Below are 19299 nucleotides of genomic sequence, written 5' to 3'. Positions count from 1 at the left end.
GGGGGGGGGGGGGGGGGGGGGGGGGGGGGGGGGGGGGCAGAATGCAGGTTAATACTATTAGATAAATACAATAGAGGCACAGTTAAAACAGGGAGCAAAGAACGTGGGAGTATAGGCATAGCTTTTAGATTCAGCGAGCGGGCCATACATGCCTTAAACAAAAATTGAGGGTATAGTTTCTCACATAGCATACCCGAACTCCCCATTCGTAGTATATGGAATGAATACTACTTAAATTGTACATTCGCTACGCAGGGTAGTTTTTCTGTTAAACCGTAGAAATCGGCCGCGCGGGTTTCCCCTTCCTTTTTTATCGGGATGCGCGCGGGGGAAACCGCCGCCCCCGCCCTTTGGAGAGAGAGGGGGGCGAGACGCGGACGCGCTTCAAGGACATGAGGCAGTCCTTGCTTACGCAGGGGCCGCATTTGGGGAAGGCCCGGAAACTACTCAGGCTGCGCCAGCAAAGTTATCGGTCACGAGGACGATGCCGAATTCTTCGGCTTCGCCGGAGAATTCTCCGCTGTAGGGCAGGATGGCGTTGTCTCCGCGGACGAGCTCGGCAGTGCCGATCCGTAGCTTGCCGCTGACAACGCTGAGGATGCGCGGCTGCTCGCGGGCGCGGAAGTGGAGTTTGTCGCCCGGCCCGAGCACCACACGGCGAATCCGGAAGGCGTCGCAGTCGGCAATCACTTCGGAGGTAGGCGCAGCGCGGACGGGCTCGGGCTCAAAGTCATCCCACTGGATGCATTTGAGCGACTCGTGGACGTGGAGCTCGCGCGGGCGCCCGTCGAGCCCCACGCGGCCCCAGTCGTAGACCCGGTAGGTGGAGTCGGAGTTTTGCTGGATTTCGAGGATGAGGTTGCCCGGGCCGATGGCGTGGACCTGGCCGCTGTGCACGAGGATCGAGTCGCCCTCGGCCACGCGAAAGGTGTGCACGCAATCGTCGACGCGCTGCTCGATAATCGCCCGCTCGAAGGCTTCGCGCGTGACGCCTTTTTTGAGGCCTACGGTGAGCTCGGCGCCCGGAGCGGTATCGGCGATGTACCAGTTTTCCGTCTTCACCTCGCCGCCGAGCTCGCGCGCCTGTGCCTCGGGCGGGTGCACCTGCAGGCTGAGCCGCTCGCGGCAATCCAGCCACTTGACCAGCATCGGGAAGGGCCGCTCGGCGGGCCACTGGGGCCCGAGCAGCTCGGCGGCGTGGGTTTTCACCAGCGCGCCAAGGGTCTTGCCGGCGTGCGGGCCGCTGGTGACGACGGACTGCGCCTCGGGCCGGTCTACGATTTCCCAGCTCTCGCCAATCACTTCCCCGGCCGGGAGCTGCCGGTTAAAGGTCGTCTCAATCGCGCGCCCGCCCCAGACGCGTTGCTGGTAAACTGGGTGAAAACGGAGGATTTCTTGCATCACAAAATGGTTTTTCGGGGAGCAGCCCGGCGGCCAAGGGTTAATCATTTGACCGCCCTGAGCGATGGCCTCCAAGCTCGGCGGCTATTTTGCCAAGGGGCTCACAGCAAATGTCCAAGCCGCAGACTTCAAACTCAAACCGCAGTGCCCGCAGCGTGCCGCCCGAAACTGCCCCCCGCCACCGGCCCAACTGGATCGCTGCGGCCGTCTGCTTCGTCTCGGGGCTGTGGCTGCTGGTCGCGCTGATCGACTACTTCCCGGAGCAAAGCGGCTTCGCGACGACTGACCCCATCAGCACAAACCTCGCTGGCCGCTGGGGCGCCAACACCGTGTGGCTGCTTCTCTACGCGAGCGGCGCCGGTACCTGGCTCGTACCGCTCTTTCTGCTGTGGCTGCTCTACGTCTCGGTGCGCAATGCGCGCCACCTGGCGGGTACCCGACTGGCGGCGATGCTCGTTTGCCTCGTCTCGCTGGCGGGCCTCGCGGCGATGCTCCAGTCGATCCCCGCCAGCGATTACTTCCCGCTCGGCCCGGGCGGCTGGACAGGCAGCCTGCTCTACAACCGCGCGCTACATGGCACGCTCGGCCCCTTCGGCGCGGCACTGCTGCTCGGCACGCTCTACGTGGGCGGCCTGCTCTTCGTGTTTACCAAGGATGTGGGAGCCGAGATCAACCGCTACGTAGCCGCCTTCCAGGCTTGGCGAGAAACTTGCGCTACCCGCCGCGCCGAACGCGCCGAGGCGAGGCGTCTCCTCAAAGAAACACGCGCAAAGGAGAAGGCCGCCCTCGCCCAAGCCAAGGCCGAGTGGAAAGCGCAAAAAGCCGCGCTAAAGAAGAACCCTGCAGGCCTGCCTGAGCGGACGACTGGCGACGACGCGCCCGAAGAAGAAGAAAGCCGCGCGGACATCTCGGCCCAGGTCAGCGCCGCCGTCGCGGCGGCGACCAAGCCGAGCCCGCCCACGCGCGCCAACGGCAACAAGCGCGGCGCAGCCGCGGCAACCAGCGCCCCGACCGAGCCGCGCGAGACTGGGGGCGAAGCTCCGGGGAACTCGGCCGCCGCAGCTCCGCTCGCGCTCAATATCGTAAAAGCCGAGGAGCTTAAAAAAGCCCCGCTCGCACCGCCCCAAAGCACGGACGAAAACTACCGCTTCCCCGACATCGCGCTCCTCAGCGAGCAAGTCACCGACACCCCGGGGAACAGCAGCGAAGAGCACCAGCAAAACGCGGAAAACCTCCTGCGCATCCTCGGCGATTTCGGTGTCACCGTGCGCTTGGGCGAGATCCACGTCGGCCCCGTCATCACCCGCTACGAAGTCGAGCCCGGCACGGGCGTGCGCGTCGAAAAAATCGCCGGTCTCGATAAAAACATCGCGCTGGGCATGCGCGCCCAATCCGTGCGCATCCTCGCGCCGATCCCGGGGAAAGCCGCCGTCGGCGTCGAAGTCCCCAACAAGCACGCCACGCCCGTCGGCATCCGCGAAGTCCTCGAGAGCGAGGACTGGGCGCGCGCCAAGGCCGAGCTCCCCATCGCCCTTGGCAAGGACGTCTCGGGCAAGCCCCTGATCTCCGACCTCACCAAGATGCCGCACCTCTTGATCGCGGGTGCCACCGGCTCGGGAAAATCCGTGTGCATCAACGCCATCGTCGCCTCGATCCTGTACTCCAAGAGCCCCGCCGACGTGCGCCTCCTCATGGTCGATCCCAAGGTCGTGGAGCTGAAGATTTTCAACACGCTGCCGCACATGCTCATCCCCGTCGTCACCGAGCCCAAGAAAGTGCCCGCAGCACTGAAGTGGCTACTCGGCGAGATGGAGCAGCGCTACCAGATGTTCGCCAAGTGCAACGTGCGAAACATCCTCGGCTTTAACAACCGCAAGAAAGACGCCCCGCTCGACCCCGTCGAAGCTGCCGCCCGCGCGCAGATCGAAGCACTCGAAGCCGGCTCGGCGACGCGCGCCGAGGACACCGAGGTACACGACGGCGAAGACCGTAGCGACAGCCAGCGCGTACCAGAAGCCGCCCAGGCCGAAGAGCTGCCCGACCGGCTCCCCTACATCGTGGCAATCGTGGACGAGCTCGCCGACCTCATGATGGTCGCCCCTGCCGAGATCGAGACCTCCATCGCGCGCCTCGCCCAGCTCGCCCGCGCCGCCGGCATCCACCTGATCATCGCCACGCAGCGCCCCTCGGTGAACGTCATCACCGGTGTCATCAAGGCCAACCTGCCCTCGCGCATCGCCTTCCAGGTCGCCTCCCAAGTCGACTCCCGCACCATTCTCGACACCAAAGGCGCCGATACCCTCATCGGCCGCGGCGACATGCTCTTCTCGCCGCCCGGCTCCTCGCGCCTCGTACGCGCCCAAGGCGCCTTCGTCTCCGACGACGAGGTCATCTCCATCGTCGAAGCCCTGAAGGTCAACGGCCCGCCGCGCTACGCGACCTCCGTCCAGCAACAAATCGACCGCGCCGCCAGCGATGGCGACGACGACGGCGAGAGCGATTTCGGCGACCTGGGCGAAGACAACGCACTCTTCCAGCAAGCCCTCGATGTCCTGCGCTCCACCAAGCGCGCCTCCACCTCCATGATCCAGCGCCGCCTGCGCATCGGCTACAACCGCGCCGCCCGCATCATGGACCTCATGGAAGACAAAGGCATCATCGGCCCCGAAAACGGCTCCTCCCCGCGCGACATCCTCGTAGACCTCGACAGCTACGAAAGCTGAGGGGCTCAAGCCCTGCGCGCAGCGACAACGACACTGCGCAAAATAAGTCGGTCGAAGACCGCCTTCGGTCTTCCCCTACTTAGTTAAAACACCTAACTGACAGCCCATGCAGACAATCGGTGAACGACTCGAAGAAGCCCGCAAAAACAAAGGTATCTCCATCCGCGACGCTGCCGAGGCCACCAAGATCCGCAGCGACTACCTGCACAAGTTTGAGAGCAACCAGTTCGACATCGGCCTGGCCGAGATCTACCGCCGCGGCTTCCTGCGCACCTACGCGCTCTACCTGCAACTCCCCGCCGAGAAAATTTTAAGCGACTACACCGCACTCACCCGCGCCCAAGGCGGCGGCAGCGGCGGGCGCAGCGCGCGCCAAATCGGCCGCGAAGTCTTCGTGCGCATGGACCTCTCCGCCGCAGCCGCGGACGATGATCAGCACGACGAACGCCCCGCGGCTACCAGCGCAGATCACAGCCCCGGCACGAGCACCGCATCACTCGCTGGCCTGGGCGGCAGCGAGCCGCAAAACCGCCCCGCCAAAACGGGAAACCGCGGCGGGACGAGGCTTCCCAAACTCCCCGCCATCCCCCCGCAGTGGGTCTTTCGCGGCGGTGTGGCGCTCGCCGCCATCCTTGGGCTCTTCCTCCTCTACTGGATTGGCAGCTCCCTCTTCGGCACAGGAAAAACCGGCGCCAGCGCCACCAATCCGCCGACCGCGACGGCGACCGCCGACACCACTTTCTCACTCGTCGCCACCAACACCGTCCGCGTGAAGGTGACCCGCCGCAATGCCGACGACTCCGCCGGAGAAGTCCTCCTCGACGACATCACGCTCAACCGTGGCGACAGCCGCACGGTGCCCAACCCTGGCCCCGTCTACATCTGGGCCTCCGAGGGCAATAACCTCAAAATCGAAAAAGGCGGCCGCCAGTACGACATGCCCTTCAGCGGCTACAACCGCGCCAAGCTGAACTAAGAAGGGCGCAAGCGTTTGTTTCCTTGTTCGCAATTTGCACGTTGCCCATAAGCAGCGTGCAAATCGGCCTGTGGCGCCCCGCACACGCACACGCGTAAATCTCGTTGCCGCGTGGCTCAGTGCCAGGTGGTGCGTTCGGCGAGGGGGACGCGGGGAGCAGCGGGGAGTTTTGCGGCGGGTTTTGGCCAGCCGAGATAAACGACGCCAAGAGCGCGGTCGCTCTCGGGATCGGCGCCGAGCCAGCGCACGAACTCTGGCGTCGTGCAGATCGGCGTCGTGCTCCAGAAGGAGCCAAGCCCGTGCGAGTGCGCGCTGAGCATCAGGTTTTGCGCGGCGCAGCAGGTCGCCGCGACCTCCTCCCACTCGGGGATGCGCGAGGCCGTTGGCGCATGGGCGAGGAGCGCAATCGCCGCCGCGCTTTGCTGCGGATAGGCGATGAGTTTGTCCCGCGTGCCTTGGTCCTGCGCTTCGACAGGGACGGTCGCGCGGAAGATCGATTGCAGGGCCTCGCTCAACTCGACGAGCTTGGCGCGACCGTGGAAGACGTGAAAGCGCCAAGGCTGCGTCAGCCCGTGCGTCGGGGCCCAATGGCCATCCTCCAGCACTTGATCGAGGAGCTCGAGCGGGAGCTCGCGCGTCGTGTCCATAAAGGCAGGTTTTACCGTGCGGCGGGTCTTGAACAGCGATGACATGCCGACCGTGTTATGCGGGCTACCTTGTTTTAACAACGCCTTCGGAATCTTATTAGAACCCGCTCCGAGAGGTGAGGCAGGATAACCATTTTTTATGAGAGGCGCTTGGCCGCCAGCTGCGCATTTCTTCTAAAATGGCTACGGTCGTTGCTTAGGAGTTGCGAGCGCGAGACGGGCTTACTTATTCGTCCGCCCACACCTCGGCGCAGCGGTCCCCTCACCCGCATGGCGCGTGTGTTAGTCCCCCCTCCCCGCTTACCCGTCTTCCCCCCTTCTCATCCCCCAAGTTTGTCTATGCTCCCTCTCTTACCTACTCTTGCGCCTTCCATCCGCGGTTTGGTTGTGCGGACTTCTTTTTTGGCGGCGGCGCTGGGCTTGGCGCTCCTCGGGTCGCCCTCCCTCCACGCGACTGAAGACTCTGCTCTCGCCAATGCGGCTTGGGAGGATGTGACCAAGTCGCGCATCACCGACGCGTCCAAGAAGTTCGAAAAACTCTACGAGGCCGATCCCGGGAACCCGCGATTCGCCGTCGCCCACGCAGCGGCCCTGCTGGGGCGCGACCCCGTCACCCGGGCCAACGTCAGGCGGGCGCGCACCATTCTGGTAAAAGTAGCCGCCGACCTTCCTGTCAGCGAAACCGAGTATCGCCCGCTCGCGCTCTTCCTACTCGGGCGGATCGACCACGATCAGGTGCAGCCTGTGCAGTTCGAGAGTGCGCGGGCTTTTTATGAGCAGCTGCGCAGCGAATACCCCGGGCACCCGCTCGCAGATCATGCCGCCTTCCAGCTCGCCCAGTTGCTGTACCTGGAGCTCCCGCAGAGTCGGGTCGACGAGGTGCTCGCCTTCATCGACCAGATAATGCCCGAGCTCATAAGCGAGAGCCTCCAGCGCGAGTTGTGCATCTGGGCATCGGAGCTCTGCGCCGACGACGAGCTGAAAATATACAACGAAGAAGCCAGCCTGAGGTACCTCCTCAAGGCACGGTACCTGGACGCAGATGCCAGCCCCTATGAAAGCGGGGAGATGGATCTCCAGATCGCAGGGACTGCCCGGCGAATCGGTCAGCGCGCGCTCGCGGCCAAGCACTACCGCGCCTTTGCCGAATCATCGCCGCGCGACACGCGGGCCTACACCGCGCGGCGCCTGGCGCGCGAACTCGAAGAGGCAGAAGCCGCTGCCCAAACCAACCGCGGTAACGAGTAGCCCTCGCTGCCCCCCTCTCCCGAAAAAGCCCTGCCACCCCGGCACGCTCCCCACTCCAAATATTTCCGCCATGAATTTAAACAAACTGCGCTCCTACATCGGCTTTGGAATCCTCGCAGCAGCCATCCTCGCTTCCTTCTGGAACGTGATTTCCCGCAACGTAAAATCGATCACCAGCGACCAGATCGAAATCCGCATCGGCCACCAGGAGCTCCACACTGGCATGCGCGAAGCATTTGCGGCGGCGATTGAGGCGTACCAAGAGCTCCACCCCAACGTGCGCATCATCCAGGTCCCCGTCCCCCCGCGCACCTATCCCGCATGGGCGCGCACCCAGCTCGTCGGCGGCACGGCACCTGATATCATGGGCCTCTACGGCTCCGAGGAAGAAATCACGCAACTCTTCGTCCCGCTCACAGATGAGGCCGAGAAGCCCAATCCCTACAACGCGGGCACGCACCTCGAACACGAACCTTGGCGCAACACCTTCTTCGACGGGATGAGCACAGTTCGCGACATGCTGAGACAGGTCGCCCCAGGACAAGTCTACGGCGTCCCCCTGCAAACCACCTCGATGCGGCTCTACGTTAACCGCGACCTGTTGATCGAGATCACGGGCAGCGACGCCATGCCCACCGAGTACGCCGATCTCTACGCCCTCGGCCAAAAAATCCGTGAGTACAACCAGCGCACCGGATCCAAGCTCATCCCGATCGCCAGTTGCCGCGGTTATGCGGACTACATCTTCGACCGCATAGTGGGCTCGCAGGTGCAAAAGTTTCTCATAGATACAAAAACTCACATGCGGTCCTGGGGCTTTTTTAAGCCCATGTACCGGCAGACCTACACTTACAGCGAAACGCCGGAGTTCTTGAGCAGCCTGGAGCTCATGAGCGAGGTCGCCCAGCTCCTCACCCCCGGGTACCAGCAATTTCATCCCGAAGACGCCATCGCCGCCTACTTGCAGCAACGCAGCCTGATGCTCGTCGCCGGAAGCTGGGACTATGCCGTACTCATTGATCGCGTGCCCTTTGAGACTCGCGCGATGCCCCTGCCCATGCCTTCCGTAAACGACCCCAAGTACGGTCGCTTCACCCTCGGGCAAGCCGCCGAAAAAGTCGAGGTGACGGCAGCGCTGGGCGCAGTGAGTGCAAGCCCGCACTCCGATGTCGCAGTCGATTTTCTGAAATTCCTCACCAGCCTGCCCATCGCCACGCAGTTCACCGAGATCAGTAAACGCGTGTCCTCAGTGGTGGATGTGCCCATGCCGGGCGACCTCGCACTCATGGCTGCCCAGACCGAAGGAGAAGTCCCCGGCTTCCGCGTCGATACCTTCCTGGGCCGCCAAAACACCGTCACGCTCGTTGGCCGCAACATCCACAAAATCACCGGCCCCCAGCCAGACGTCCGCGGCTTTGCCGAGGCAATGGATGCCGAGATGCCCCGCTACATCTACGAAGACATCAAGGGCTATCGCCGAGGGGACTACCTTACCTTGCAGCGATACGATGCCGTCGTCGCGCTCCACTACATGCTCCCCAAAGAACACCCCAAACGCAACGCGTGGCTGCGCTACGCCGAAGCCCAGCACGGCGCCCAGCGCCGCTACGTGGGCTATAACCACTTCCTCGAGGGAGAGTGAGTACGCTCGTGCCATTCACGCAAAAGGGGCTCATCGCGTGAGCCCCTTTTTTTGTCCCCAGCCTGTTCTGCCGGAAAGCCACAGACAGCAACAGGCAATCCATGCTCAGAGACTCATTTCCAGCGAGAGAGACCAGGTGCGAGGTTGGCCAAGGGAGAGCGTGTACGAGTTTGTCCAGTATTGCTTGTCGGTGAGGTTATCGACGTTGAGCCGCAGGGTGTAGCGCGTGCCACGCGCGTCCTCGAAAGTGTAGCGGGCGCCGATGTCGATCCGATCCCAACTGGGGATGAGCAACCGGTTGGCTTCGTCTGCATACGCGCTGCCCGTGTAGATAAAACGCGCACTGAGCGAAAGGCCCGGGACAAAGGGCGTGTCCCACTCGGCGCCGAGGTTGCCCTGAAACCTGGACGCTCCGGCAAGGCGATTGCCGAGAACGGCGGGCGTCGCGCTTTTTTGGATTTTAGCGTCAATCAAGGTCAGCCCGCCGAGAAGGCGCAGGCTCTCGGTCACCTGGCCCGCGACGCTGAGCTCGGCACCGCGCGCTCGCTGCTCACCATAAATGCCATAAACGCGGTCAGGCTCGCCGGGCGGAACCGGCCCCGGCAGGAATATCGCGCCAGCGGTCGGGCGACTCAGTTCGTAGGCGGCAACAGTCGCGATCCAGTCGCCAAAGCTGAACTTCGCGCCCACCTCGTATTGTTCGGAAACGTAGGGTGCGAGCTGCTCGTTGGCGTTAACGTAAACGGGATCATTAGGCGCACTGCCACCCGTCGAAAGCCCCTCGACGTAGCTCGCGTAGAGCGAAACCCAGTTCGCGGGTTTGTATACGAGGCCCGCAACGGGCGAGGTCGCCTTCTTGTTATAGTGGCGCGTCAGCGGGTTGGTGCTCGTGAGACTCAGCGAGTCCACCTCCTGACGGCGCACGCCGAGGGTCAGCAGCGACCGCCCCTCCCAGAGCTCCATCGTATCAGCGAGTGCGAAACTCGTGAGCTCGAGTTCCGAGCCCGGGCGAATCGGATCAGGCAAGCGATCCAGCTTCGGCGGCGGCACAGGGTTCCAGATATTGGAGCTGCCGCTGCCGCGATTGGGAACGAAGGTGCCTTGGTCGTTTTGCAGTCGCGACGCACTAAAGCCGTAGCGGTGCTTGATGCCGGGATGCTCAAAAGTACCGCGCAGACCGGCCTCCAGTGAGTCGCGGTCGTTCTGCTGCTTCCACTGGCGGTAGATCCAGGTGTAGTCGCCCGCGACATTTTGCATCGTCGGGTAAATGAGGGCCCCATCGACCTTGTAGACGTGCTCGCCGTAGCCCGCATAGACGTTGAGTGCCGGGTTGATCTCGTACTCTACCTTGAGCAGGGCGGTCGTGTTTTCGGTCTCAAATTCGCCTGAGCCGGGATAGGCGTTTTTGCCATTCGGTGCGGGCGGAACGCCGGTGAGCCCTGGTGCCACGCTGAAGGGGCGAGTCGCATTATTCACATCCTCATGTGTCCAGAGCAGGTCGAGCGAGACACTCAGCTTCTCCCCGCGAAAATCCGTCCCCAGCGAACCAACCCGCCGCCGGATGGATTGGTCGTTAACCGCCGTGTCTCCGTCGAGATACAGCGTGTTGACGCGCACGCCAAACATCCCGCCCTGCCCGAAGCGCCGCCCGATATCCGCATGGGTGCTGAGCACCGAATCCTGACGCAGGCCGATATTCAGGCGCGTGATCGGCTCGTTGTGCGCGCGCTTCGGGACGAGGTTGACCACACCGCCGACGCTACCGCCCGGGGACATCCCGAAAAGTGCCGCCGAAGGGCCTTTGATAACCTCGGAGCGCTCGACCGCCTCCAGAAAAACGCGCCCCGAAGGCGCGACGCCAAACATCCCGTTAAACGCATAATCACTCGCGCCTACGGTGAAGCCGCGGATCCGGATCGTCTCGCTCAAGTGTCCGCGCCCCGTCGTAGACCGCACCGCAGGATCGGCGGCGAGGAGGTCGGCCATCGATTGCGCCTGCATGTTACGAATCGCTTCGTCGGTGTAGCTGGTGACGCTAAAGGGCGTGTCCATCACGTCCGTGGTGCCGAGCAGCCCCATCCGCGCTCCGCGCGCGACTTGCCCGCCGGCAAGTGCCGCGGCGGCCTCGTCCAGCGCAGTGCGGCTATCGCGCACCGTGACATCCGGCAGCGTGGTCACATCGCTATCCGCCAGGTCGCTAAAATCGCCCGAGTAGGCGGCGGCGGCAGCAGCTCCTCGGGGCGATTGTGCGAAAACCGCCGCAGGGCCCATTACCAGCAGCCACGCGGATGCAGCCAGAAGCACGGCGACGCGACGCGCGAAAAACTCACGCAAGGATCGACCCGCTCGCAGGCCGGAAAGCCTGCGGCGCATCCAGACGCCGCCCTGCGTGTTGCGGCAAACGCGTGTCATGCAAGCCTCCGAAGCATGCGGGGCGGCTGCCGCAGCAGCGCGGCCAGCCGGCACAATTGAGGCGTTATCAGCGAGGGATCCACTTGGGTATTTCACTTGAGAGGGCGCAGGAGCGATAGATTTTGAGACTTAAAATCAATAAAGTTCTCCCAAAACTTCGCTCTTCCCTCTGCAAACCATCCCCTGACAGTTCGCCCAAACGGGAGGCCCTCCCTTCGCCGGATGCTTTCACAGACGCTGTCCCCCTCCTGACTACGGCTGGCCCAGCATGCAGGGAGCTGGAGTAGCCCCCCGTTTCTCCCTGCAAATTGAGGACTCCTGATTTTACGCAGGTTTTAAGGTCCGGATGCGGAGTCGAAGGGCAACGCCGCTCCCACCCGAAGCCCCTGGTGGAGCTCCTCCCAAAAAACGAAAGCTTGGCGGCTCTTCGCAAATCAGGCGCGGGCGACGGCAGCGGGCCCCTATTTCGCAGTCTCGGGTGTCGCCCCCGCTTCCGCCTCAGACGCGATTTCGGCAGGGCCGGACGAAACCGCCGGAGCGGGCGGCGCGGCGACCGCAGGGGCCGTGGGCGCGGCCTGCCAAAAGTAATGCCCGCGCCGGTGCCGATCCACCCGCGTGGCGACTGCGCCCAGCACCACGACGCCGAGCGCAGCCCAAGCCCACACGCGCAGGGCGCGGTTTTTCCGCGCGTAAGGATCGCGCAGCAAGCGCCGCGCATTTTTCGGAAGCCGCGCCTGGTCGGTCAGCGCAGTGCCAAAGGGCACGGAGATTTTTACCCGCCCATTGATCGCCCAGCCGTTGGCATCGAGGATCGGCCCCAGGTTGCGCTGCCGCAGCTTTATCCACGCGATGAGCATCGAGGGCCCCGAGATCGCGAGCACGATCCCCAGGACGCCCAGCGGCATCCACACGCCCAGCCCGAGGAAGCCCGCGACCAGGCCGCCCAGCAGCGTGCCAATCGCACCGAGCCCGACACCGAGGGCCGCCACCGTACCGACCTCGAACTTGGGCCGCCCCGCGCCGCCCGCGCCCTCACCTGCGAGCACCCCGAGCCCGCCCGCGCGGGCGACCGGCTTGCCGCTGGCGACCGTGTTGACCGTGCTCGACGCGACGTTTTCCAGCTTGCTCGTCGCCTCGGTGTCGGCCGCGGCGGCGCGCTTGGCGACCTGCTCTTCGACGAAGCGCACGAACTTCTTGTACGGAGACCAAAAGGCCTGGCGCACGCTGATCGGGTTATCGATCAGGCGGGTAATCGTGGCGTCCCAGTCGCGCCCCTTGCGGTCGTAGAAAATCCCGTGCCGCCCAACGAAAAGGTAGTCGCTGTCCCCCTGGGTGAAACACGCCGCCACCTGCATCTTCTCCCCGCCCGGGCGCACACAGTCCACATACGCGATGTAGGCCTTGCTCATGGCGGCCAGCGCAGCGTGCCTGGCTGGATCCTCGACGCGCAAACACAGCTCGCAGGAGCGCCCGTCCAGGAAAAGCGTCCCCGCCTGAAAGACCGCCAGCCGGTCGCGCGCGAAAAAGTCCGCGAAGTTTATAAAGTTGTGCAGCAGGTCGCGCAGGTCGCGGTGGTAGCGGGCGAGCCGCTCGACGTCGCTGATCGCGCGAAACTCGGGCTCCAGGCTCTTGTCTTTGGCCACCAGCGCGGCGAGCGCGGCGCGCCCCTCGCCCGCCAAAATCTCCTTTGCCCGCGCGAGCCCGAGCTTCTCGACAGCGGAGCCCGCCTTGTCGCCCAGCCAGGTCTCGTAGGGCGCAAACTTGTCACCCAGCACGCGCCACTCCTCGGCGCTGAGGCTCGTCTTTTCCGCGCCGAAAACGGGCGTGACTGCGCGCTCGTGCAGGTGCGCGAGTGCCTCTGCCCACGCCGGGTTTACGCCTTCGAAAAGCGGGAGCTGCTGGTTCGCCGCGATCCGCGCCAGCGGAAACTCGGCGATCTCCTCCGCGCTGAGCCGCATGTCCTCGGCGGCGCGGCTCAGATACTCGGATTCGCTGCGACTCAGTGCCTCAATCGCGCGCGGATCAAAGGCCGCCATCCGGCAGCGCGCGAAGTAGTCTTCGACCTTGGGGCGCAGCGCTTTTATGGCATTACACGCCGCCGCAGTCGCATCGCCCAGGACGGCGATTTCCTTTGTCCCGCTCTGCTCGACCCAGCTCGTGTACGCGGCGAGGTCTTTAAAAAACGCGTCGATCTGCGCCGCCGTGATCCCCGTCGCCCCGTTGCGCGAAGCTGTGCCGCCCAGGCAGGTGATGATGTCCTTGATGAGCGCCTGCACGGCGGGCTCCTCAGCCGCGGCGGGCGGGATGATTCCTGAGCCATTGAGCACGCTCGCCGAAAAAATCGCCGCCGTGTTGGCCGCATCGGCGGTCGTGATCGCGGAGTCGTCCCCCTTGCCGAGGCTGCGCAAAATCTGCCGCGCGCTGGATTCGAGAATCGCGCCCTCCGCGCTCGACGTGTCGATCTCGCTGAGCGCGAGGCTCTCGGAGCCCGCGAGGAGGTCGCCCGGGTTTTTGAGCCGCGCCGACGCCCAGTTTACCGCCGCGATGAGCTCGGGCGCGCGGATCCGCCCGTCGCCATCGGTATCGATCAGTGCCAGCGTCTTCTCGTCGATCTCCAGTCCCTTCACCGGACAGCTCAGCGCCACCCAGAGTTTTTGGTCCAGCGTCTCCAGACGGCGCAGGTCCTCCCCATTATTGAGGGCGATCTGGTCGATCCCTCCCGTGCGAAAAAAAGTCCAGGTGTGGGGACGGGAGGCAGAGGCGTGGGGAGCCGAGGCTGGAGGCATGGCAGGGGGCGGCACAGCACGAGAGCTAGCGCGTGCCGCAGAGACTTCGAGCGCATAGTCCGCGATTTTTTTTCTCCCTCTGGGAGGGCCAAAATCACCCGAAATAGATTGCGTAGCCGAGGCTACAAAATACTCCTCCGCGCAGCTCCAGTTTGCGGAGGAAAAGGGGATCCTCCAAAAAACTATAACCAGCTATAATAAAGAAACTTATAAAACAAATAATCCGCCGGAAAAATCTGTATTCAAACACCTTATCATGCCCCCTCCCGAAGCCATAAATGTCACCAAACGCGACGGCCGTTTGGAGCCCATCAACCTGGACAAAATCCACCGAGTGATCGAGTGGGCCGCCACCGGGCTGAGCAACGTATCCGTCTCACAAGTCGAGCTAAAGTCCCACATCCAGTTTTACGACGGCATCCACACCGCCGCGATTCACGAGACGATCATCAAATCGGCAGCTGACCTCATCTCTGCTGAAACGCCTGACTACCAATATCTAGCCGCACGGCTGGCGATATTTCACCTGCGCAAGATCGCCTACGGCCAGTTCGACCCGCCACACCTGCTCGCCCACACGCGCAAGCTCGTAGAGCTGGGAAAATACGACGCCCACCTACTGCGCGACTACGACGAGGCCGAGTTCGATACGCTCAATGCACATATCGACCACGGGCGCGATATGAACTTCGCCTATGCAGCCGTCAAACAACTGGAGGGCAAGTACCTGGTGCAGCACCGGGTCACACGCCAGATCTACGAAAGCCCCCAGTTCCTATACATGCTCGTCGCCATGTGCCTGTTTTCGCGCTACGCGAAACCCACTCGGCTACGCTACGTAACCGCTTTTTACGACGCGATTTCTACATTCAAGCTCTCGCTGCCGACCCCGATCATGGCGGGAGTCCGCACGCCCTCACGCCAATTCAGCTCCTGTGTCCTTATCGAATGCGACGACAGCCTGGATAGTATCAATGCCACTACAAGCGCCATTGTGCGCTACGTCTCGCAGCGGGCCGGGATCGGTATCAACGGCGGGCGCATCCGCGCCGTAGGCAGCGAAATCCGCGGCGGCGAGGCTCAGCACACGGGCTGCATTCCCTTTTTCAAAATGTTCCAGGCCGCCGTAAAGTCCTGCTCTCAGGGAGGCGTTCGCGGCGGCGCGGCCACTTTATTTTATCCGCTCTGGCATCTGGAAATAGAGTCACTGCTTGTCCTGAAAAACAATCGAGGCGTGGAAGAAAACCGCATCCGCCACCTCGATTATGGCGTACAGATCAACCGCCTGCTCTACCAGCGCCTGATCAAGGGGCAGGATATCACGCTCTTCTCGCCGCACGAAGTGCCCGACCTGTACGAAGCCTTTTTTGCCGATCAGGACGCATTCGAGCGGCTCTATATACAATACGAACAAGCTGAAAACGTCCGCAAACGCAGCCTCTCTGCCACGGAATTATTTTCACTCCTCATGCAGGAGCGTGCGAGCACGGGGCGTATCTACATCCAGAATGTCGATCACTGCAATACACACAGCCCCTTCGATCCCGGCCAGGCCCCCGTGCGCCAGTCAAACCTCTGCATGGAAATCGCACTGCCGACGCGCCCGCTCGTCGATTTACACGACACCGAAGGCGAGATTGCGCTGTGCACACTCTCTGCCTTCAACCTCGGTGCGCTGGAGTCACTGGACGAGCTCGAAGGCCTGGCCGAGCTCGCCGTCCGCGCACTTGATGCCCTGCTCGACTATCAAGACTATCCGGTCAAAGCCGCGCGCAATGCGACCGAAAAACGCCGCTCACTGGGCATCGGCGTGATCAACTACGCCTATTATCTCGCGAAAAATGGCAGCCGCTACAGCGAGCCCGGCGCACTTGCACTGACACACCGCACCTTCGAGGCCATCCAGTATTATCTACTCAAGGCCTCAGTGCAGCTCGCCCGTGAATACGGCCCCTGCGCTGCTTTTAAACAAACGACCTATGCCAAAGGCATACTCCCCATCGACACTTATAAGCGGGATACGGATGCCTTTTGCAGCGAGCCGCTGCACCTGGACTGGGAAAGCCTGCGCCGCGACATCCGCACACACGGGCTGCGCAATTCGACGCTGACCGCGCTCATGCCCTCGGAAACGTCGAGCCAGATCGCCAATGCGACCAACGGCATCGAGCCTCCGCGCGGCCTCGTCTCTGTAAAACAATCCAAGGACGGCATCTTGCGCCAAGTCGTGCCAGAGCTCGAGAGGCTGAAAGATCAATACGAGCTCCTCTGGCAACTCCCCAACAATGATGGATATCTGAAGCTTGTTGGCGTGATGCAAAAGTTTGTCGATCAGTCCATATCGGCCAACACCAACTACGACCCGCAACGCTTCGAGGGCGGGCGCGTGCCGATGAAGCAACTTTTAAAAGACCTGCTCCAGGCTTATAAATACGGACTCAAAACACTCTACTACCACAATACCCGGGATGGGGCGGGAGAAGAGGACCCGGAAGACGACGGCTGTGCAAGCGGAGCCTGCAAACTGTGATACGCCGCAGGAACACACCACCATGACCTACAGTATTTTTTCAAAAACTGACAACGATCAGTTAAAGGAGCCCATGTTCTTCGGCCAGCCGGTGAACGTGGCGCGCTACGACCAACAAAAATATCCGATATTTGAAAAACTGATCGAAAAGCAGCTCTCGTTTTTCTGGCGGCCAGAGGAAGTCGATATCTCTCAGGACCGGATCGACTACCAGGGCCTGCCCGAGCACGAAAAACACATTTTCATAAGTAACCTCAAATATCAAACGCTGCTCGACTCGATCCAGGGCCGCAGCCCAAACGTCGCCCTGCTCCCGCTCGTATCACTGCCCGAGCTGGAAACATGGATCGAGACCTGGGCTTTTTCGGAAACCATCCATTCGCGTTCGTATACACACATCATTCGCAATATCGTTAACGATCCCTCGGTCATTTTCGACGACATCGTGCGCAATGAACACATCCTGCTGCGCGCACAAGATATCTCCAGCTACTACGACAACCTGATTCACCAGACGATGCTCTACGCACAGTTTGGCCCGGGAGAGCATACCATCAATGGCGAGACGCACCGCATCACGCTGCGCGAGCTGAAGAAGACGCTCTACCTGTGCCTCATGAGTGTGAATATACTGGAGGCGATCCGGTTTTACGTCAGTTTTGCCTGCTCCTTTGCCTTTGCCGAGCGCAAGGTGATGGAAGGCAACGCCAAAATCATACGGCTGATTGCGCGCGACGAAGCGCTGCACCTCACCAGTACACAGCACATGCTCAATATCATGCGCGCGGGGAATGATGATCCCGAGTTTGCCGAGATTGCGCGTGAGGCGGATCCGCAGTGTTTCCAGATGTTCAAGACCGCTGCCGAGCAGGAAAAACGCTGGGCCGACTATCTATTCAAGGATGGCTCCATGATCGGGCTGAACAAAAACATCCTGAATCAGTATGTGGATTATATTACCAATATCCGCATGACAGCAGTCGGCCTGAAGCCCGCCTTTGGGGACGCCAGGAATAATCCCATCCCGTGGATCAATACCTGGCTGGCCTCCGACACCGTGCAGGTCGCCCCGCAAGAGGTCGAGCTCAGCTCTTACCTCGTGGGGCAGATCGACGCGGAAGTCTCGGCAGGCGATCTCAATGACTTCGAGCTTTGAGCCCTGTAAGCGATGAGGATCACGACTCCTGATCGTCACTTCATGCTGCGCCCGGGGGAAAGCTTGCTGGAGGGGCTGGAGCGCACGGGCCACGAAGTGGAGTACCAGTGCCTCAGCGGCTACTGTGGCGTGTGCCGGCTGCCGCTCATCGAAGGCCGCGTCTCCTACGCAAGGCCGCCGCTCGCCTACCTGCACCCGGGCGAGCTCCTCGCCTGCTGCTGTCAGGTCGAGGGCCCCATCACCGTGGATTGCGCCCTGCGGCCCGACCGCCAGCTCGATCTCAACCGCGACGACCAGCAGCTCGACCTGTTCGAGGAAGCGCCGAACGAGTAACGAACCCGAGGCAGGCTATCGACTCTTTCATCGGGTCGCGTTACCGCGCCTGAGCGTGATCACGCATTCGAGGTGGCGGGTCTGCGGGAAAAGGTCGAAGGGCTGTACCGCGCTCAACGTGTAGCCCGCGTCCAGAAAGTGCCGCAAGTCGCGCATCTGCGTCGCCGGATCGCAGGACACGTAGACCACCGCACGCGGATCAAAGGCGAAGAGCTGGCGCAAGAACGCCTCATCACAACCGCGGCGCGGCGGGTCGATGATGACCGCTGTCTCGGCAGGCGCAAAATCCAGTCCGGCAAAAATCGCCGACGCATCACCCGCGAGGAAGCGCGCGTTGGCGATTCCGTTGGCCGCAGCGTTTTGCTCGGCAAAGCAGATCGAAGTCGCGCTGATCTCGACACCCGCCACGCGCTCAAAGGCTGGCGCCGCGCTCAGCGCGAAGAGCCCGCTGCCGCAATACGCATCGACCAAAAACCGCGCGCCAGAGCTCGCCGCCTGCTCGCGCACATAGCGCGTAAACGCGGGCAGGATGAAGGGGTTGTTCTGGAAAAAATCCCGCGCCAGAAATCGCAGCTTCAGCGGAGCCGCCGCCTCATCCCCATCGGCAGCGGGCGCGATCTCTTCGGTGATCACCGCCTCGTAGTCGGTGGTGACGCCCTCGGCGGCGTGCCGCAGCAGCAGCGTCGCATCGCGGCGGTACTCGCCGCGCGCCAGCCTGGCCTGCACCTCGCCGCGCACCTCGCCGAGCCGCGCATTGATCTCCGGCGTGGCGATATGGCACTGCGGCACGTCCACGACCTCGAAGCGCGTCCCCTGACGCAGAAACCCGATATTCGGCCGCCCCGCCTTGAAGTGGGGCGTGATTTTTGAGCGGTAGCCAAACTGCCTCGGCGAGCCGATGACCGGCGCGACCGGATGCGCAATCCCCGCCATATGCAGGAGCAGCTCTTCGACCTGGCGCCGCTTCCATGCCAGCTGCTCCGCGTAGTCGAGATGCTGGTACTGGCAGCCGCCACACTCGCCAAAGAGTCCGCAGCGCGGCTCCACCCGATGCGGCGAAGCACGCAGCACCTCCACCAGATCGGCCTCCGAATAGTTTTTATGATTCCGAAACACCCGCGCCCGCACGCGCTCCCCGGGCAGGCAAAACGGCACCATCACCACCCACTGCCGCGGCGCGGGCGCGTCCAGCCCGGCGGGCTCGGCACACACGGGCGACACTGCTGGCAGCCGCGCGTCACTCCCCGTCACCGTCGCCGCCTCCGCCGCAGCGGGCAGCTCGACCCGGCCGAGCCCATGCCCGCGATTGGTGAGCGTCGAGATCTCCAGCTCGATCTCGGCGTGATAGGCGAAAGGGTGGTCGTTAAATTTTCTAGCCACAGGCAGCGCAATGGGGGCGCCCACAGTTCAGAAAAAACGAGGCTTCCCAATGCTCTTTTTATGCT

General features: G+C 62.8%; 12 protein-coding genes. 7 read left to right on the top strand and 5 right to left on the bottom strand.

Annotated elements, in window-relative coordinates:
- Window positions 1-447: 447 nt before the first annotated feature.
- A complete protein-coding gene (locus tag AXK11_RS08900; protein WP_068631386.1) occupies window positions 448-1401 on the bottom strand; it encodes a type I phosphomannose isomerase catalytic subunit in 954 nt (317 codons plus the stop codon).
- A 110-nt stretch (window positions 1402-1511) separates the two neighbouring features.
- Between AXK11_RS08900 and AXK11_RS08895 the strand changes: the two genes are divergently transcribed.
- Both AXK11_RS08895 and AXK11_RS08890 read left to right on the top strand, forming a co-directional pair.
- Window positions 1512-4124: an FtsK/SpoIIIE family DNA translocase gene (locus AXK11_RS08895; protein ID WP_068631371.1), complete on the top strand. Its 2613-nt coding sequence runs from the start codon at window positions 1512-1514 to the stop codon at window positions 4122-4124.
- Window positions 4125-4230: 106 nt separating this feature from the next.
- Window positions 4231-5100, top strand: a complete 870-nt coding sequence (locus tag AXK11_RS08890; protein ID WP_068631369.1) for a helix-turn-helix domain-containing protein — start codon at window positions 4231-4233, stop codon at window positions 5098-5100.
- A 116-nt stretch (window positions 5101-5216) separates the two neighbouring features.
- Here the strand turns inward: AXK11_RS08890 and AXK11_RS08885 are convergent, their stop codons facing one another.
- Window positions 5217-5792, bottom strand: a complete 576-nt coding sequence (locus AXK11_RS08885; RefSeq protein ID WP_068631367.1) for a nitroreductase family protein — start codon at window positions 5790-5792, stop codon at window positions 5217-5219.
- Window positions 5793-6134: 342 nt separating this feature from the next.
- On the opposite strand from AXK11_RS08885, the gene AXK11_RS10115 reads away from it, so the two are divergent.
- Together AXK11_RS10115 and AXK11_RS08875 are read left to right on the top strand one after the other, a co-directional pair.
- A complete protein-coding gene (locus AXK11_RS10115) occupies window positions 6135-6995 on the top strand; it encodes a tetratricopeptide repeat protein (RefSeq protein ID WP_197456866.1) in 861 nt (286 codons plus the stop codon).
- Window positions 6996-7065: 70 nt separating this feature from the next.
- Window positions 7066-8637 (top strand): ABC transporter substrate-binding protein, encoded by a 1572-nt coding sequence (locus AXK11_RS08875; RefSeq protein ID WP_068631363.1) that lies wholly within the window; start codon window positions 7066-7068, stop codon window positions 8635-8637.
- Between the two features lie 105 nt (window positions 8638-8742).
- On the opposite strand, the gene AXK11_RS08870 is transcribed toward AXK11_RS08875, so the two are convergent.
- Entirely contained in the window at window positions 8743-11049 is a 2307-nt protein-coding gene (locus AXK11_RS08870) for a TonB-dependent receptor (protein ID WP_082781071.1), read from the bottom strand.
- A 461-nt stretch (window positions 11050-11510) separates the two neighbouring features.
- Window positions 11511-13835, bottom strand: a complete 2325-nt coding sequence (locus AXK11_RS08865) for a hypothetical protein (RefSeq protein ID WP_068631361.1) — start codon at window positions 13833-13835, stop codon at window positions 11511-11513.
- Between the two features lie 256 nt (window positions 13836-14091).
- Here AXK11_RS08865 and nrdA point away from each other — a divergent pair, with 256 nt between their 5' ends.
- From nrdA to yfaE, 3 genes are read left to right on the top strand one after another with little or no spacing between them, the layout of a single operon-like run.
- Window positions 14092-16365, top strand: a complete 2274-nt coding sequence (gene nrdA / locus AXK11_RS08860; RefSeq protein ID WP_068631359.1) for a class 1a ribonucleoside-diphosphate reductase subunit alpha — start codon at window positions 14092-14094, stop codon at window positions 16363-16365.
- Between the two features lie 22 nt (window positions 16366-16387).
- On the top strand, window positions 16388-17521 hold the full coding sequence (gene nrdB / locus AXK11_RS08855; protein WP_068631357.1) for a class Ia ribonucleoside-diphosphate reductase subunit beta: 1134 nt from the start codon (window positions 16388-16390) through the stop codon (window positions 17519-17521).
- A 12-nt stretch (window positions 17522-17533) separates the two neighbouring features.
- On the top strand, window positions 17534-17854 hold the full coding sequence (yfaE, locus tag AXK11_RS08850) for a class I ribonucleotide reductase maintenance protein YfaE (protein WP_068631356.1): 321 nt from the start codon (window positions 17534-17536) through the stop codon (window positions 17852-17854).
- Window positions 17855-17881: 27 nt separating this feature from the next.
- Here yfaE and AXK11_RS08845 read toward each other — a convergent pair whose 3' ends face one another.
- Window positions 17882-19234: a class I SAM-dependent RNA methyltransferase gene (locus AXK11_RS08845; protein WP_231865821.1), complete on the bottom strand. Its 1353-nt coding sequence runs from the start codon at window positions 19232-19234 to the stop codon at window positions 17882-17884.
- Window positions 19235-19299: the final 65 nt, after the last annotated feature.

The sequence above is a fragment of the Cephaloticoccus primus genome (assembly GCF_001580015.1).
Lineage (GTDB): Bacteria > Verrucomicrobiota > Verrucomicrobiia > Opitutales > Opitutaceae > Cephaloticoccus > Cephaloticoccus primus.
This window is presented reverse-complemented; position numbering and strand designations above follow the sequence as displayed.